Genomic DNA, 16,080 nt, shown 5'->3' with positions numbered 1-16,080 from the left:
ATTGTTTAAGAAGTAATAATAGTATTTATCACCAATTTTTTCTTTCCATCTAATATAGCTTACCTTAAAAACATAATCACCTATTATGATATCTTTTTCATCAGTATCTTCAATAACAGAAAAGTAATCTAAAGGATTTTTATTTAATAGTATTTTAAAATCTCTTTCTTTATTAAGATATAAAAACCAACCAAATTCATTAGCTAAAAACTTCTCGAAATCTTCGTTATCTAACAAATCACTATAAATTTCTGTAAAGTCTTCAAAAATTACTTCAGTTCCTGTTTTCTGTTCTTTCGAAATTGTTCTGTCAAACGTTTCAAAATCTTGACTACTCTCTTTTTTAATTTGAATACTGTACTCTAAAAACTTATCTTCTTTTGATTTAAATATCGTATTCCAATTTGCCTTATTACAAAAAGTAGAGAAAGAATACCTTCCCTTTCCTTTTTTGCCTTTAACAAACCCAGTTTCAGAAAAAGAGTTGGCTTTTAATGAAACCATAAAATTTCCAAAAGTATCTGATATATTATCAAAACTAATCCCCGAACCATCATCTGAAATTGAAAAACTTTCAAGAGTTCCAATAGAATTACCCGTAAAATTAATATTTATTGTAGTTGCTCCAGCATCAAAACCATTCCAAATATATTCTGCAATTGCTTTTTTGTAATCTGATGGTAACCCACTACCTTCTATACTTTTAGAAGTTAGTTTTGTAGTATGTTTTTTCATAAATCGAAATTGATTAAATCTATTCTTTTGAATGAATTTTGAAGTTTCAAACGAAATCAATTGCACAAAAATATAACAAAAAAGTTAATAATAAATCAATCTTTTTTTGAATATTTAATTATGTTAAATCACTTATAAGATTTTATAAATATTGGGAGATTATAAAGATCAATCAAATCCTCTTGATTACTTTCCAATTGCTCAATCTCAATAAAAGCAATATCATTTGCAAATGATTTTTCTCCAATAAGGTGTTCGATCTGAACATAAACTGCTTCTCGAAGCCTTGGATTGTCCTTGTGTACAATGTAATTTTTAATCAAAACTTTAATTCCTAAATCGGTTGGTTTTTCTAGGTTTTCTAATGGTGAAAAATACATTTCACTTATCCTTAAACTGATACCGTAATGGTCAAGTGGTTTGTCTGTACTGTTTTTATATTGGGTAAGGTTGGTTTCGGGTTGGTGGAATGCGGTTGTTTTCCAACGGTTTATTTTTGGTGCGTGATGCAATAGTAATTCAACTTCTTTGAATAGATATGGATTTCCGTTTGACGTGATGATTAATTCGGCTTCGTTTTTTTTGTTTTTGATTATGATGTTGAGGTCGCTATTGTATTGATGAAGTATTGCGATTAGGTTATTGAAATGAATTTTCAGTTCATCTTTTGGAATTTCATTTAAAAGTAGGAAAACGAAATTGTTTTGTTGGAAGTGTTTCCAAAAGTTAATTATAGAATTCATTTTATTTATCGTTTGTCAGGTGTTGATTTATCGTAAGCAATTAAGTTTACTATCTCTCTCAATCGACTTCTAACTCTATTTCCATAAGTCTTTTCTATTTCACTTGCTGAAAGGTTTGTGGTAATGTGGGTTTGCAGTTTTTTTGAAATAAATAGATCATACCGAGATAATAGAATTTCAGCCATTACATTACACTCGTTTCCGAAGTATTTTAGGTTATTTTCTGTGCCTAAATCGTCAAAGCAATAGGTTCTTGGTTCGGATTGATAGAGTTTACCTATGCTGTATTTGTGAATTATTTGATAGCCATCTTGGATAAATTCAAAACTTATATCTCGACAAGGTTTTACAAAAAACTTATGATCTGTTGCTGTTAAGTATTTCATCAAATTCATCAATGATGTTTTTCCACAGCCGATTGGTCCAGAAAGTAGAATTCCTTTGTTACTGTTTATGCCGTATTGAAAACAAGCTGGTTCGTCTTTTAAGAAATAGGCAATTAATTTGTAAACGATTGGATAATCTGTTTCGTGAATTTTGAAATGATTGCCATATAGTTCAACGCCTTTTTTCTCAAGCCAAGCAATTACTTCAGTATAACTATAATGGCTCTGAATAGTCTTTGTCGGTTGCTGTGTTGAGTTGTTTTGCTCTGTTGGGTTGTTCTGCATTCGAAATGAATTTAGGTGCATTTAATATCCAATTTTGTGCTGCTGCTTGCCAATCGACCATCGGTGTTTTTCCTCCAACTAACCAACCATTGCTGGAGAAGTAATTGAAAAACTTGATTGCTTCGATTTCTGGAAAATTATGTTCAAGGAAATATGCTTTTACATTTTCGATTGTTGGCGTTGTCTCTTTTTCTTTTTTGGCGGAACTTTTTTCTTTTTCTATTTCTTCATTTTTTAAAATTTCATCCTCATTTTCAAAATTTTTTGCTTGCTCGTCCAAGTTTACAATCTTTAAATCGTTTGAAATGTTTGGTATGTTTGTATTGTTTATATAAGATACTAGAGCTTGTTCAGTACCTGTCTCATTACTTGTACCACTACTAGTATAAAGCTTGTTCACTACTTGTTCATTAACTAGTTCAATCAGCCGTTCATTTTTTGGTGTTGTTGTTTTTCCGCTTTTTGGAATTGGCTTTAAATCGTCTGAAAAATTGAATAAGTAAACGTGGCTTCCTTTGAATGGATTATATGATGGCTCATAGTTTATATAACCAAGTGAATGCAAGTTTTTAAGGCATTTATGGTAAGTAGCTTTGGAGCTGATTTTGCTAATTCTCATTACCTCATCACGAGATATGCTTATTGGATTTTTGAACCGATTGCAGTTCCAAAATTGGAATAATGCCACATACAAACTTACGTGGGTTGGGTTGAGTGTTTTATCAATTGCAACCTTTTCGAAAAATCCTGTTAGATGTTTTATATAATTCATCTTTTAGGTTATTTACGATTGAATAAATTGGGTGTTGCTTCAACTTTGTTCGTTTCTATAACTTTTTCTAAATCGTTATTGGAATAATATAGAATTCCTCCAATTTTGGTATAAGTTAGTGTACCGTTGACACGTAAATTTTGTAAAGTGCCTGGAGAAATATTTAACAGCTTTCTGACTTCATTGGATTTGAGCCATTGTTTTTGCTGTTGTGGTTTTGAATTTAAGATTTCGTTTAAATCCGAAAGGAGTAGTGTGCGAAATTCGTTTAAATCTTCGCGAGTGATAACTTCGATTGCCATAACTGTAGTTTTAAATTGTTATGGTACAAAATTGAATGTTTTGGTTTACTTTAAATCACAACTTGAACTCCGTTGTGAACGATTTTTGTTTAAAACTACTTAAATGGGTTCGTCAGTATTGTCCATTCTTTTTAATAAAACTTGATTTAGAGCCATTATAAATTTTGTTCTATCAGTCTTTCTAGCCCGTATTTCAAGGAAAACTCTGCGGTATTGCCCCAAATCGATATTGAATATATTTTCGAAATATTCAACTATATCTTTTAAGTCTGATGCTCCATTATTGAAAACTCCGTCGGAATGTAGCGCATATAAAAGTTCAATTAATGCCACTTTTGATCCTGTCCAGTTCTGTTTTGAGTTGTGATTGAGTTGTGATTTTTCTCTTGGTTCTTTAATTTCCATATCCAATATTTTACTTTCTATATAAAGTTCGATTAAATCATTAGCAATAATCTTCGCTACTTTATAATCGTGTGAAGTTGAGAAAGAATGATCGGTTTCAATATAATAACTATCTAAAGCTAATTTTACATCAAACTTTCCTCTAATAAAATATTTGTAATCTAGATAATTACTGCTTGTTCTGTAATATCTATAGAAATCTAAATTATTGTCAAAATGGCGTTTGATTTTAATGAGTTCATTATTGTAATACTTCTTTAAAATTCTATTGCCACCATAAGGTTTTTTTGTTTCAATTTTATAGATAGCGTTATAGTATATAAATTTAGAGAGGAATTGAGGTTTTATTTCTTTAAAAAATTGTATTTCTTCCTCTTGTGATTTGAAAGCTGTTTTATGAATTAACGCTTTTAAATTATCTTTTGCTTTTACACTAATTTCAATGGCTTTTTCACATTTTTTGATCTCGTTATCAATTTCTAAATCTATAAAGTTTAATTGTTCGGTAAGGTCGGCTAGTAGTTTGGTTATTTTGAGGTTCACAAATTTTATTATTTCACATTAATTAGCCTTCTTTTTTTGTAGTGTATAGGTAAAATTCAAATAAAAATTGCTCTCTTCTATCAAATCAGTATTATTTTTTGGTAATCTTGAAATATAGATATATCCAATATCAAACTTTAGTGCTGGTTTTGGTTTGAAAGAAAAATTAGTAAATAATCGGTTGTGATCAAAAATATGTTGTGCATCCGTTCCACTAGCATTAATTAAAATTTCATCGCCAATTGTAGTATTAAATTTTGAAGTAAAATCATATCTAAATGCCAAGCGATTACGCAATCGAATTACATTTTCTACAGATCCTTCAAAAACACGATACTCTAAAGCCGTTCTATCTACTACAAAAAATTTATTTGCCAATTCGTGTTGTAATTCTACCGATGCTGAAAAGCGATATTCGTTTGTAGGTTTTACAACTGCATCACTTTGTTTTTGAATAATTTTGTAATTGGAAAAGTAAGCGAATGGTGATATTGCGTAAACCACATCTTTGTTTTGTTTGTAATATATCCAAGTTCTAAAGGTGTACATTAAATTTTTATCTAATAGATTATTGCTTTCAAAATCGTTTTGTCGTCGATGTTGCAGCTCTATATCTGTTTTTATTTTTTCGGTTACAGGAATACTTAATGTAGTTCTAAACCAACTATTTGTGTGTTCTTGAGCCATTATTTTTGGGGCAAAAAAGGCAACTGCTATTATTGAAATTATAGTATTTATTTTAATTTTCATTATTTTTATATTTGATTTTAAGTTTGATTAATGAGGTAATTTATCTCTAAAATAACCATATACCCAAGTGCCAACAATAGCAAAAAATAGCGTTACTAACATTACAGTTACTCCAGTTCCTATTTGGGCGAAAATTGGACCTGGACAAGCACCAGTTATTGCCCAACCTAAACCAAAAATAAGTCCGCCAATCATTTGTCCCTTATTGAAAGTTTTGTCGTGAAACTCAATTTTTTCGCCATAAATGGTTTTGATTTTGAATTTTTTTATTAAAAAAACGGAAATTGCTCCAACCACAACTGCACTTCCAATAACGCCATACATATGAAATGATTGAAAACGAAACATTTCTTGAATACGATACCAACTAATTATTTCAGCTTTTATAAATACTATTCCGAATAACAATCCTACGATGAGGTATTTTATGTTATGATACCACTTGTGTTTCAAATGACTTTCGTTTATACAAATTGTATCTAATGAACGTGTTTCGAAATCTTTATTTTGATCTATGATTTTCATATTTTGTGGTTTTAAAGAGAAAGTATATAAGGAAGAATAAAATTTGCCATAATCAATCCGCCTACAAAAAAGCAGCACGTAGCAATTAGCGATGGTAATTGTAGGTTTGACAATCCAGAAATAGCGTGTCCGCTTGTACAACCACCAGCATATCGAGAACCAAAACCAATCATAAAGCCACCTACAACCATCATTAAAAATCCTTTAGCTGTAAAAAGATTTTCCCAAGAGAAAATTTCTGTTGGTAGCATTCCGTCGATGTTTGTTATACCATAAGTTGCTAATTCTGTTCTTAAATCATCACTAATAATCATTGGATTTGGATTTGATAAATAAGAAAATGCTAAAACACCACCAATAAGAATTCCGAGAATAAAAAACATATTCCAAATTTCTTTTTTCCAATCGTATTTAAAGAATGAAATGTTTGCTGGTAAGCAAGCTGCACAGGCGTGACGCAAGTTGGCACTAATACCAAAGTTTTTGTTTCCTAGAATAAGTAATGCTGGTACCGTTAGACCAACTAAAGGACCAGCAATGTACCAAGCCCACGGTTGTTTGATGAATTCTATAATTTCCATTTGTTATAATTTATTGATGCAAAATTGAACTATAAAAAAGTTTTGGTTTGTACCATTTGTCACATAACAAAAAAAAGTGCTCGATTTCTCAAGCACTTTTAGTATAAAACAGTTACGTTTGTTAGTTTACCATTACTTTTCTTGAAACATAAAATTTATTATCAAAGATAAAAGTGATAATAACCGTTTGATTTGAAGCGTTATCTATTTCAAAATTCATTGTATTATGACCTTGTTTAGCACTATCAATTTCGCCATCATCAATAATTTTTCCCTCAATGGATGAAATAAAGTAATCGATTGTTGTTGCGTAAGGCATATCGAATTCAATTTTTACTTTACCATTTGTGGTTGGATTTGGATAAACCGTTAATGAAAATGGATTTTTACCATCAATTTCTTGAACTCCAAGCGGTGGTGTTTTTATCAATTTTACTTCATAAATAACATTGTCTGCCGAAGTGGTTGAAGTTTGATTTCCAGTAAATGGATTTAAAGTCGGACTTTGAATTCCACCATAAATATGTCCAATTACAAACTCATTAGCATTAATATCAGTCAATTTTATTACTTCGTTATCAAAATGAGGTAAAGTTGTATTTGGAATAAATTCTGCACCAGCGCCTTTAAGATTTGGCATTTCAATTGGTAATTGATATTCGGTTAACGATCCATCAGCCAAACGAGTAACACGACTGATTGTTTTTACAAACGGCACATTATTGTCTTGAACCAACGTTGTTCCGTTGTAATAATATTGACTAATTCCACCAAAAAATAAAGAATGCATTCGATTATTGGTAGCATCAAACAAAGCCACTTTTCCTGAATGATAATTACTTAAATATTGATTGAAAGTAGTTTGTGGGAAATAGCCAGTATCTTTAATATCAACTGGATATAAAAATGGCAAATCAACATTTATTTGAAAAACACCCGATGAAATGGTATATCCTTCTGAACCATCAGGAAAAATTTGAGGCACAAGATTGTAATCTCTTCGGTGCAAATGTACGCCGTCTGTTATGGTTTCAAAATTACCAATACTCAATTGTGTACCAGAGTTGTCAATTGTGAATTTTTTTAATCCGTTGGCATACGTTTGTACAAATGTTGGATTGTTCATTGGGTTGTATCTTCCGTCAAAACGTTGTCCGCCAATCAAGTAAAAAGTGTTTCCAATTTTACCTAATTGTCCGCCAGTATTGGCGAAATTTTCATCAGTCATTTGTTTAAAATAGGATGTAATTGGATTTCCAGCGATGACAGCATTTATTAAATTTGGTACATCAACCGAAGTCAATTTATTAAAAGTAATATGATCATTAGCTGTTGTCGAAAAGGCATATCCACCAATAATATAAAGCGTATTTCCATCTTGATGAAAATTCATATTAGTAGATTGCAATTGCTCTTTTAAGCCAGTTGCTAGAGAATTTAGTGATGCCGACCAAAATTGTTGTGTGTTTACATCAACGACATAAATGTTGGTATTATTATTTGCATTTGGAAACGCATTGAAAGGTTGGCGCGCATGAATACCATCTAATCGACCGCCAATAATAAGCCATTTACCATTGTTTTGTCCAAAGGCATAGGAATGTAATCCAGGAAGATTAGGAATTGTTATTGGATTGAGTTGTACTTGATAATCAAATGTAGTTTGCGAAAAACTAATATATGAGATTAGTAGCAATACAACTTTTAAAAGTAGTTTCATTATTTGTTTTTTTTAAATTGTAAGTATAAAATTACAGTGTCTATTAGAAAATAGACACTGCAATAAAATAGAATTAAATTAGGATTTAAGATTTTTTAGCAGCGCAACAGCCACCTTTCTTTTCTGATTTTCCTTCAGAATCGCAAGATTTTTTTTCTGCTGATTTATTATTGGCACAACAACCACCTTTTGTTTCGGAAGCTGAACAGGTTTTTTCTGTTTTAACTTTCTTTTTCTTTTGAACTGGTTCTTGCTCTTGAGCGTTTGTATTTACAGAGAATAATAAAGTTAATGCTGCAATTATAATTGATTTTTTCATTTTATGTATTTTTTTATTTAAATATTAATTTTATTAATTATTTCCACAGCTACCGTTTGTACCACTTATTATAATATTATACTCTTCTAAAGTAATAAATTGAGGTATATACGATGAACTATTTGTTGTAAGTTGGCTAGTAAATGATCGTATGTGATTTTTTGAGCCACAAGTTAGATTCCCATAAACCTTTAACAAATCTTGTTTAGATGTATTGATAATAAAATCATCAATATCGTTGATGTCTAAATCTTCAATTGTTGCACCAACTTTTAATGCTTCAATTAATGAAATATCAGCTTGAGATGTTAAATTATTATATAATAATTGTAAATCTTGATTGTTAAAAACACCAATTTGTGATGATGCAGAATCTGGTACTCCATATTTATTAAGCATTTTTAGAATAGCGTCCATATGTTTTTGCTCACTTTGTGAAATATCATTAAAAATAGTTGTTTGGTATTTATTGAAATTATACATATAGACATCACGTGCTAGTTTTTCTTCTTCTCGAAGAAATTTTAAATCATTAGTTTCATTTTGTGTTAATGGAACTAAATTTTCATCTTTTGAACAGTTGCTTAACAGTATTGCTGTTATTAAAACAACTAAATATTTTATGTTTCTCATTTTGATATATTTTAAATTATTGTAAAATTTTAGTGTGTTATTTTTTACGATATTGAAAATATAGCTTCTGGAGGTTGCCAAATAGTTACGTTATAATTGGGAAATAAATTTTTGTGATATACTGATTTTTCTAATTTTTCAAAAGGAATAAATGAATATTTAAAATTATAATTTTGATTAAAAACTACAAAAGTCGCACTATTAAATGTTAAGTTTAAAATACATTTTTCTTTTTGGCAACCACCATCTGAAGTATCTTTTTTAGAATTACTTTTTCCACAAGATGATTGACATTTTTCGGCAAAGTGCATTTTTATAACTCTAACTGTTGGCAAAGCAGTTAAAGTTGTTAAATAGAAACAAATAAATAGTGCGAAAAATTTCATTGCGGTAAATATAATATAAAAATCTAATTTATTTTGTCATATTTCCAACGGCACAACTCACAAAAGATTTTCCTTTATGCAATAAGGTATTGTGTCCTTTTTCGGGATAACCTAGTTTTGATAGTGTTGCTACTAATACTTCTCTTTCAGCTTTAGAATTTACAGTTATTGTGTCACTTTCTTTATCAATAGTAACATCTGAAACGGTTTCTATTTTTTGCAATGCGGTTTTTATGCTGTTCATACAACCACCACATTTAATGTTTTCAACTTCTATTATATGTATCATTTGGTTTTATTTATTTTATATTTTTCATCATAAGAAACTATTTCTTGCAATGTTTTTAGTGCTATCTCTTCTTTACTAACAAGTAGTATTTCGGAAAAATTGGTATTCATACTTACATTTAAAACGCCTTCAATTTCAAGGAATTTTGATGATACGGTTTTCATACAACCACTACAAGTGATGCCTTCAAAGTGGTATAGATTGACTTGACTAAAGTCGTTTTTTTGAAACTCTATAAACAATTCTGTATTGGCTCTTGTTGGTATTGAATTATTTGCCACACCAATAGAATTGAATACAAATGACTTATGGAATAATTGCTCGTATTCTTTAGCATTTCCTCCAAATGGCGGACTGACTTCAAAATCTCGATTGAATAATAATCCGGCAAGTATACCGTGATTGGATAATAATTGATGCATTTTCCATACATATTTTTGGCGCATTGTTGGTGGTAATGCACAAAAAAATGTTTGTTCGATTATCAAATCATACGATCCTTGATGCTCAAAAAAATCGCCTAAAACAACTGATATGTTTTTATTGTTTTCAAATTTATTTTTAAGATTTTCTACTAATGTTGGCGCAATATCAATTACTGTTATATTAGTAAAACCTTGTTGCAATAAATATTCTGCTTCATAGGTATTACCGCAACCAGGAATAAGTATTGCAATTTCTTTATTTTTTATTTTATCGATATACGATTTTATAGGTGGCGATACTTCGCCTAAATCCCAACCTGTGGCATTGGCTTGGTATTGATTGTCCCAATAGGTTTTATCTAGTGGTAAATCGCAAGTTACGACACAACATTTTTCATCACTCATAATATTCTAATTGATAATCACCAATGTGTTTTTTGTTTTCTGAAATAGATTTTTTGTGTTTAAAATAGTTTCCAATTCCTATTATAAAAATGACAAAAGAAATAACAAATAAACCAATCTCGATATAGAAACTATTTTCTACTTTTAATAGATTTCTCAAACTTAATCCTGCAATTAAAAAGTACATTGCAGTTCGCAAAAAAGCTAAAAAAGTAGATTGATTGGCAAGTTCTGTTCTTTGTAATGCCAAACGTTCTCTTAAAATTAAATCTTTGTTTATAGCTTTTTGGTCGTTCATTTATTTTTTGTTTGTATTGATACCAAAAGGTAAATACAACGGACAAAAACTAATAAAACTAGTAAGTAAAAACGCAACTGCTAATACACCAAGAACAATTGCTACTGTGCCATTAATTACATTGGTGTAATACAAAACGCCTACAATTAATGCTAAAAGAATGCGAATGAATTTATCCGCTGTACCCATATTTCTTTTCATATTATTTGTTTTTAAAGTTATTATAATACTGTAAAATTACTTTTTAAAAACAACAAGTAATGTGATATTTATCACACGGTGAAGTTTTAAACTTTAAAATGTTTTTTCTAAAACAATTTCAATAACCTGATCAGTTGTTAGTATATCTTTTTGTTCCCAAATTAATTCTCCTTTGTCATACAATAATAAAGCTGGTCTAGTTATAGCGTTATGCTTTTTTGCTAAATCTGGAAAATCATCTGCATCAATAGAAATAATAAATATTCTTTTGCCAATATTTTTTTTGACTTTTTCTATAACCATTTTTTGTAAAAAACACGGATCACAATAGCGTGAAGTAATGCTTACCAATACTGGATTTTGGGTATTTATAACTTCGTTAAATTCTTTTTCACTCATAATTTATATAAAATCAATAAAAGTTTGAATGGTACTTTATTACCATTCAAACTTACAAACAAACAACTTAAAAACTTTTTTTATACTCTATTTCAGTTTTATTGACTATTATGCAACTACATTTATTATATAAATTTTCTAATATTCATCATAAAACCAAGATGAATTCCTTCGTGGTAATTATTGAAATTTATGGCTTCTTCAAATGTAGCCAAATGAAAACCGATATGGGTTTCGTATTCTGAAAATGCAACAAACTTTCCGTTTGCATAATCGTCTTTGGTTTGTTGAATTAATGAAATTAGTAACTCTTTTATTTCGTTAACTTCTTCTTGCGTTGTGGTTTGTGTAGGTACAGAGCCGTATTTGTATTTGTTATGAAACTCTTTAGAAATGTAAACTGGCATACCCGACAATCGATAAATTAATCCTTGTTGAGTTGTAATGATATGACCTACATTCCAAATCAGATTGTTTTTAAAACCTTCAGGGATTTTATTGAGTTGCTCTAAAGTGTAATTTTCTAATAACTCTAAATGTAATTTTCGGTTGGTTTCCCAAATTTTAAATGTTGATTGCATCGTTTATTTTTTTAACATTCCATTTACATCTTCCCAATTGCCACCATTAGTGATATTTTTTATACCATTTTTTTCTAAAATAGTTATAGCTTGACTGCTTCTATTACCACTTCTACAAAATACAACAATCTTTTTTTTACCTTTAAATTTTGCTATCTGACGTTCAACTTGATCTAACGGAATATTAACTGCTCCTATTACGCTTCCTTGAGCAAATTCAGCTGGCGTTCTAACATCGACATAAAAAGTTTCATTTTTTTTTGATGCTTTTACCTTTTGAGTTGTTTGTTTTTTTGAAACAGGTCTTGTGTTTTGGGCACTACTTGTATTACTCGATATAGCGAAGAATAAAAACAGAAAACAAATTTTCACTAGGTTTTTCATCGTTTATTTACTGATAACTGCATTTACATCTTGCCAAGTTCCACCATTGGTAACATTGGTAAAACCATTTTGTTCTAAAATTGATTTGGCTTGGCTGCTACGATTACCGCTTCGGCAAAAAACTACAATGTTTTCTTTATCTTTAAACTTTGCCAATTGATTTTGTACTTGGTCTAACGGAATGTTTACTGAACCTTTAACATTGCCATCGGCAAACTCCCCAGATGAGCGAACATCTACAAGAAATGCTCCTTCATTTACGATAGTGGCTAAATTTTCATTACTACCACCAGCACCAAATATATTATTGAAAAATCCCATAGTTATTTTTTTAAATGTTATTGAATTATGCTTTTAGCACTTTACTTTGACAAACAAAATCTGTTTTTGGAACCGTTGTTTTTGCTATGGCATTAAAACCGCCTTCAATTTCGGTAAAGTTTCTGTAACCACGTGCTTGCAGAATAGATGCTGCCATCATAGAACGGTAACCACCAGCACAATGCATATAAAAATGTTCTTCGGGATTAATATCTTTTACCCATTCGTTGATATATGCCAATGGTCGGCTGTAGGCTTCATCAACGTGTTCTGCTTCATATTCACTTTCTCTACGCACATCAACAACTTTACTTTCACCCACTTTTAGTTCATTAGCAAATTGATCAGCCGTAATTCTGTTAACAGTATCAACTTCATAACCTGCTTCTTTCCAAGCATCAAAACCATATTTTAAATGACCTATCAGATTATCAAAACCAACACGGCTTAAACGAGTTACTGTTTCTTCTTCCATACCTAATTCTGTTACCAACAAAATTGGTTGTTTAACATCGGCAATTAATGCACCAACCCAAGGAGCAAAATCGCCAGTTATTCCGATGTTGATAGATTGCGGAACATATCCTTTTGCAAAAACACCATTATCACGAGTATCTAATATTAATGCACCTGTTTCTTCTGCAACTACTTCGAATTCGGTAGCATTTATTGCTTTCATTCCGTTATTGAAAACCATATCAAAACTTTCAATACCTTTTTTGTTCATTGCGACATTCATTCCGAAATAAGCTGGTGGAGGCAATAAACCATCAGTTACTTCTTTTACGAATTCGGCTTCGGTCATATTGGCACGTAAAGCATAATTTTTTTCTTTTTGTTCGCCAATTGTAGAAACTGTTTCTTTGCTCATATTTTTACCACAAGCAGAACCTGCGCCGTGAGCTGGATAAACGATAACATCATCAGCCAAAGTCATCACTTTATCTCGTAATGAATGAAATAAAATAGCCGCCAACTCATCTTGTGTCATTGAAGCTGCTTTTTGAGCTAAATCTGGGCGACCCACATCACCAATAAATAAAGTATCACCAGAAAAAATGGCGTGATCGTTTCCATCAGCATCAATTAATAAATAGGTTGTACTTTCCATAGTATGACCAGGTGTGTGCAATACTTTAATCTTGATATCGCCAATTTCAAACACTTGATTGTCTTTTGCAGAAATAAAATCAAATTCAGGAGCTGCATTTGGACCGTATACAATAGCTGCACCAGTTTGTTTGCTTAAATCTAAATGACCAGAAACGAAATCGGCGTGAAAATGAGTTTCAAATATGTATTTAAGTTGTACTCCATCTTGTGCTAATCTGTCGGTGTACGGTTTAGTTTCACGTAGTGGGTCAATAATTGCAGCTTCGCCATTTGACGTAATGTAATAAGCACCTTGCGCTAAACATCCTGTGTAAATTTGTTCTATTTTCATATCTATTAAATTTTAAGTTATTGATTTATTGATGCAAATGTATATGATGCAAATGGGTTGTATAGTGACAAAAGTTACATAGATAATTATTTATGAAAAATAATTGTTTACTAAATTTATTTGAATACATTTGCAAAGTGAATGTTCACTAACTTGTTATGATAATGAAAAAAGAAACATCTGATAGGCAAATTGAAATTATAGAAGCGGCAGGAAAGCTATTGATGGAGAAAGGCATTAAAGGTCTAACTACTAAAAACCTTGCTCAAGAAATGAATTTTTCTGAAAGTGCATTGTATAGACATTTTAAAGATAAAGAAGCGATTATAACCCATTTTATAAGCTATTTGTCAGAAAATATTAACACAAGATTTGAAAATATTTTAAATTCTGAATTGAATGCGGAAGAAAAGTTAACTGCTCTTTTTAAAAGTCAATTTTCTTTTTTTAATGTAAATCCACATTATATAGTAATTGTGCTTTCTGATGGGCTTTTAGACGATTCGGAAGTTATAAAAAATGAAATCTTAAAACTGATACAAACCAACTCAATTGTATTTTTAAAAGTGATTAAGGAAGGTCAAAATAATAAAACATTTAATCAAGAAATTGATGCTGAATATTTAGTTCATTTTGCAATGGGAACTTTTAGACTACAAATGCTAAAATGGAAGTTAGCCAATTTTAGTTTTGATATAGAAAAAAAAGGAATGGAGACGATGAATAATTTATTGAAACTACTTAAAAATAGAGCATCAAAACCAAATAGCGTAACTAATTAAAATAATATTTTTTTGAATGATAAAGTTAGTAAATATTCACAAACTAAAAAATACATTGTTGCTAATAATAGTTAGTAATTCAACAATTTTAGCACAAGAAAGCAAAGCGTTTTCATCATTAAATGAAGTTTTGGAGTTTTCGAAAAGTAAAAATTATGTATTTCAGAATGCAAAATTTCAAACGCAATTGGCATCTTTAACGAAAAAGACTGCGATTGGAAATGTTTTTAATCCAAAAATGAATACAAGTGCTCAAGCGTTAAACAACATTAATCAGCAAGTTAGTTTTTTGCCAGCAGAAGCTTTTGGAGGTGTATCAGGAAGTTTTAAAGAAGTAGTTATTGGGCAACAATATGTTTCTACTTTCAACATTCAGCCGCAATTTGATATTTTAAATTTATCCGCTATTGCTCAAATAAAATCGGCGAAAATAAACGAGCAATTGGTTGAAAATCAAAATAAAATAAATGAGCAGAATTTGTATGATAAAATAAATGCGGTTTACTTCAACATACTTTCGTTTAATGGGCAAAAAGAGATTTTGAATGAAAATTTATCTATTGCAGAAACAATTCTAAAAATTGTATATCAAAAATATAATGAAGGAATTGCCCGAAAACAAGAAGTAAATGAAGCCGAAGTGAATTTTATTTCAATAAAAGATAAATTAGAACAACTTGAAATGAATACTAAAATACAGTATCAAATTTTAGATTTATTTTTTGAAAACACTATTAAAGCAGAATTAAAACAAACGCTCTGGTCTTATGAAAACCAAACTAACACATTGACAACCAATTCTAATTTACAAACCCAAAACATTGATTTACAAAAGCAATTAACGCAACAAGAGCATAAATCCTTACTATTTCAAAACCTTCCAGTATTATCATTTGTATCGTCATTTAATTGGCAAAATTTGAGTAATACTAATTTTTTTGCTTCTGGTTCCAATTGGCAAAACTTTAATTATATAGGATTAAAATTGGGTTGGGAATTGCCAACAGTGCAGCGTTTGTCAAATACAAAAAGTAAACAGATTCAACTTGAAACATTAAAAAATAATGTTGAACATAGTATAAAAGAAACTAACAATAGCAATGAGCAAATGGTTTTAGAATATGAGAAATCGCTGCTACAAATTATCAATTATAAAAAAATATATGAGTTAAAAAAAGATACTTACGAAAAAAATTTCAATCAATTTAAAGAAAATATTTTACCTCTGGATAAACTCTTGATTTCACAAAATGATATGCTAATAAGTAAAATAAATGTTATTACTGTTTTGGCTAATGTTGGTTTTAACGTAAATAAAATAGAAATAAATAATAAATTTTAAAATGAAAAAAATCTCAATCATACTAACAATCTTTACGGTTATTTCTTGCAGCAAAAATCAAGAAACGCTACCCATAACAAAAGATATAAAAGAACTCGTTTTTGCATCTGGTCAACTAGAATGG

General features: G+C 30.0%; 24 protein-coding genes. 2 read left to right on the top strand and 22 right to left on the bottom strand.

What is annotated here, in order from left to right:
• The 22 genes from P8M54_RS05995 to P8M54_RS05890 form a co-directional block, all read right to left on the bottom strand.
• Positions 1-735, bottom strand: a 735-nt coding sequence (locus tag P8M54_RS05995; RefSeq protein WP_300286237.1) for an ATP-binding protein, incomplete at its 3' end; no start/stop codon positions are given.
• 128 nt (positions 736-863) lie between these two features.
• Positions 864-1,478 carry a hypothetical protein gene (locus P8M54_RS05990; protein WP_300286234.1) on the bottom strand — a complete coding sequence of 205 codons (615 nt, stop codon included), beginning with the start codon at positions 1,476-1,478 and terminating at the stop codon, positions 864-866.
• A 5-nt stretch (positions 1,479-1,483) separates the two neighbouring features.
• Complete coding sequence (locus P8M54_RS05985; RefSeq protein ID WP_300286232.1) at positions 1,484-2,149, bottom strand: ATPase; 666 nt, start codon at positions 2,147-2,149, stop codon at positions 1,484-1,486.
• Entirely contained in the window at positions 2,079-2,921 is an 843-nt protein-coding gene (locus P8M54_RS05980; protein WP_300286230.1) for a transcriptional regulator, read from the bottom strand. Before P8M54_RS05980 ends, P8M54_RS05985 begins: the two co-directional genes overlap by 71 nt.
• Before the next feature lie 8 nt (positions 2,922-2,929).
• Positions 2,930-3,223: a helix-turn-helix domain-containing protein gene (locus P8M54_RS05975; RefSeq protein ID WP_300286228.1), complete on the bottom strand. Its 294-nt coding sequence runs from the start codon at positions 3,221-3,223 to the stop codon at positions 2,930-2,932.
• A 99-nt stretch (positions 3,224-3,322) separates the two neighbouring features.
• The gene (locus P8M54_RS05970) at positions 3,323-4,171 is read right to left on the bottom strand and encodes an RteC domain-containing protein (RefSeq protein ID WP_300286226.1); all 849 of its coding nucleotides are present in this window, start codon (positions 4,169-4,171) and stop codon (positions 3,323-3,325) included.
• An 18-nt stretch (positions 4,172-4,189) separates the two neighbouring features.
• Positions 4,190-4,921, bottom strand: a complete 732-nt coding sequence (locus tag P8M54_RS05965; RefSeq protein WP_300286224.1) for a DUF2490 domain-containing protein — start codon at positions 4,919-4,921, stop codon at positions 4,190-4,192.
• Between the two features lie 27 nt (positions 4,922-4,948).
• Positions 4,949-5,446 (bottom strand): DUF6691 family protein, encoded by a 498-nt coding sequence (locus tag P8M54_RS05960; RefSeq protein WP_300286222.1) that lies wholly within the window; start codon positions 5,444-5,446, stop codon positions 4,949-4,951.
• 11 nt (positions 5,447-5,457) lie between these two features.
• Entirely contained in the window at positions 5,458-6,021 is a 564-nt protein-coding gene (locus P8M54_RS05955) for a YeeE/YedE thiosulfate transporter family protein (protein ID WP_300286239.1), read from the bottom strand.
• 127 nt (positions 6,022-6,148) lie between these two features.
• Complete coding sequence (locus P8M54_RS05950) at positions 6,149-7,747, bottom strand: hypothetical protein (RefSeq protein WP_300286220.1); 1,599 nt, start codon at positions 7,745-7,747, stop codon at positions 6,149-6,151.
• Positions 7,748-7,832: 85 nt separating this feature from the next.
• Entirely contained in the window at positions 7,833-8,066 is a 234-nt protein-coding gene (locus P8M54_RS05945) for a hypothetical protein (protein ID WP_300286218.1), read from the bottom strand.
• Between the two features lie 33 nt (positions 8,067-8,099).
• Positions 8,100-8,699, bottom strand: a complete 600-nt coding sequence (locus tag P8M54_RS05940) for a DUF2202 domain-containing protein (RefSeq protein ID WP_300286216.1) — start codon at positions 8,697-8,699, stop codon at positions 8,100-8,102.
• A 44-nt stretch (positions 8,700-8,743) separates the two neighbouring features.
• The gene (locus tag P8M54_RS05935; RefSeq protein WP_300286214.1) at positions 8,744-9,085 is read right to left on the bottom strand and encodes a hypothetical protein; all 342 of its coding nucleotides are present in this window, start codon (positions 9,083-9,085) and stop codon (positions 8,744-8,746) included.
• 28 nt (positions 9,086-9,113) lie between these two features.
• Positions 9,114-9,374 (bottom strand): cation transporter, encoded by a 261-nt coding sequence (locus P8M54_RS05930; RefSeq protein ID WP_300286212.1) that lies wholly within the window; start codon positions 9,372-9,374, stop codon positions 9,114-9,116.
• Positions 9,371-10,204 (bottom strand): methyltransferase domain-containing protein, encoded by an 834-nt coding sequence (locus P8M54_RS05925; RefSeq protein ID WP_300286191.1) that lies wholly within the window; start codon positions 10,202-10,204, stop codon positions 9,371-9,373. The genes P8M54_RS05930 and P8M54_RS05925 overlap by 4 nt, the downstream gene beginning before the upstream one ends.
• On the bottom strand, positions 10,197-10,502 hold the full coding sequence (locus tag P8M54_RS05920) for a DUF202 domain-containing protein (protein WP_300286189.1): 306 nt from the start codon (positions 10,500-10,502) through the stop codon (positions 10,197-10,199). Before P8M54_RS05920 ends, P8M54_RS05925 begins: the two co-directional genes overlap by 8 nt.
• Positions 10,503-10,703, bottom strand: a complete 201-nt coding sequence (locus tag P8M54_RS05915) for a DUF2892 domain-containing protein (RefSeq protein WP_300286187.1) — start codon at positions 10,701-10,703, stop codon at positions 10,503-10,505. It lies immediately after the preceding gene.
• Positions 10,704-10,796: 93 nt separating this feature from the next.
• Positions 10,797-11,102, bottom strand: a complete 306-nt coding sequence (locus P8M54_RS05910; RefSeq protein ID WP_300286185.1) for a thioredoxin family protein — start codon at positions 11,100-11,102, stop codon at positions 10,797-10,799.
• 125 nt (positions 11,103-11,227) lie between these two features.
• Positions 11,228-11,683, bottom strand: a complete 456-nt coding sequence (locus P8M54_RS05905) for a DinB family protein (RefSeq protein ID WP_300286182.1) — start codon at positions 11,681-11,683, stop codon at positions 11,228-11,230.
• Positions 11,684-11,686: 3 nt separating this feature from the next.
• Entirely contained in the window at positions 11,687-12,067 is a 381-nt protein-coding gene (locus P8M54_RS05900) for a rhodanese-like domain-containing protein (protein ID WP_300286180.1), read from the bottom strand.
• A 3-nt stretch (positions 12,068-12,070) separates the two neighbouring features.
• On the bottom strand, positions 12,071-12,388 hold the full coding sequence (locus P8M54_RS05895; protein WP_300286178.1) for a rhodanese-like domain-containing protein: 318 nt from the start codon (positions 12,386-12,388) through the stop codon (positions 12,071-12,073).
• Between the two features lie 25 nt (positions 12,389-12,413).
• Positions 12,414-13,832, bottom strand: a complete 1,419-nt coding sequence (locus tag P8M54_RS05890) for an MBL fold metallo-hydrolase (RefSeq protein ID WP_300286176.1) — start codon at positions 13,830-13,832, stop codon at positions 12,414-12,416.
• 164 nt (positions 13,833-13,996) lie between these two features.
• Between P8M54_RS05890 and P8M54_RS05885 the strand changes: the two genes are divergently transcribed.
• Positions 13,997-14,614, top strand: coding sequence for a TetR/AcrR family transcriptional regulator (locus P8M54_RS05885; RefSeq protein ID WP_300286174.1), 618 nt, complete (start codon positions 13,997-13,999; stop codon positions 14,612-14,614).
• A gap of 58 nt (positions 14,615-14,672) precedes the next feature.
• Positions 14,673-15,956 (top strand): TolC family protein, encoded by a 1,284-nt coding sequence (locus P8M54_RS05880; protein WP_300286172.1) that lies wholly within the window; start codon positions 14,673-14,675, stop codon positions 15,954-15,956.
• The last annotated feature ends 124 nt before the right edge of the window (positions 15,957-16,080 follow it).

The organism is Flavobacterium sp. (assembly GCF_029242675.1).
Lineage (GTDB): Bacteria > Bacteroidota > Bacteroidia > Flavobacteriales > Flavobacteriaceae > Flavobacterium.
Note: the sequence above shows the minus strand (reverse complement) of the source record. Positions and strands in the feature narration are given on the sequence as shown.